Genomic DNA, 1,060 nt, shown 5'->3' on the forward strand with positions numbered 1-1,060 from the left:
GCCCGCGAGACGAAGGCGTTCCTGCGCCCGCGCGGCGTCAGGTCGGCGAGCGACCTGTTGCGCCTGACACTGGCTTACTGCCTTGGCAAGGTTGGCATGCGGGGCGTCGTGGCCTGGGCGGCGGCGAGCGGGATTGCCGACATTTCGGACGTGGCGTTGCTTGGCCGGCTGCGCAATGCAGGACCATGGCTGCAGCAGTTGATTGGGCACCTTTTGAAGCGCGAGGATGCAGGTTTGGCCAAAGGCCGGCTGATCCGCATCCTCGATGCGACAGCGGTTGCCAAGGCCGGTGCGTATGAGAAGAAGAACAATGGTCTTTGGCGCATGCACTGCGCCTTCGAGCTTGAGCGCGAGCAGTTCGACTTCATCGAGATCACCGATCAGAGCGAGGCCGAGCTGATCGACCGCGTGCCGGTGGTGCCGGGCGAGATCCGCATCGGTGACCGCGCCTATCTGCAGGCCGAGCGGATCGCCAAGGTGATGGCGCAAGGCGGTGATGTTGTTGTGCGCGCGTCGTGGAAAAACGCGCGATGGCTCGACGCCAACGGCAGGGCGTTCGATCTCATCGGCTTCCTGGAGAACTGCCGGGAGGAAGTCTGCGAAACGCCTGCCCGGCTGGCACTCAAGAAGGGCGAGCCTGTGAAGATGCGCCTGATCGCCTTGCGCAAATCCGAGGCCGCGGCACAAGAAGCGCGGCGCAAAATCAACAAGGAAGCCAGGGCCAAGGGCAACAAGGTTCAACCGCAGACGCTGATTGCGGCCGGCTTCGTCCTGCTTGTGACCTCGCTTGACCGGGAGGAGTTTCCCGCCGATACGGTCCTCAAGCTCTACCGCATGCGCTGGCGCATCGAGCTCGCCTTCAAGCGCCTGAAGAGCCTGATCGGGCTGCGCTCTCCTCCCGCCAAAGACCCAAGGATCGCAAGGCCTTGGATCCTTGCACACTTCCTCATCGCGCTTGTGACCGAACCCCTCTCGCAGGAGTTGGGTGTCTCTCCCCCTTGAGCGACGGGCGCCCGCTGCTGTGGCGCGCCACCCGCCAGATCGTCGCCTCTCTGATCGC

General features: G+C 64.2%; 1 protein-coding gene. It reads left to right on the forward strand.

Features of this window, described 5'->3' with window-relative positions:
- Positions 1-1,002, forward strand: a 1,002-nt coding sequence (locus NKI37_RS31845; RefSeq protein WP_502896419.1) for a transposase, incomplete at its 5' end; no start/stop codon positions are given.
- Positions 1,003-1,060: the final 58 nt, after the last annotated feature.

Origin of the sequence: Mesorhizobium sp. M0626, from assembly GCF_040320665.1 — a bacterium.
Taxonomy (GTDB): Bacteria; Pseudomonadota; Alphaproteobacteria; order Rhizobiales; family Rhizobiaceae; genus Mesorhizobium.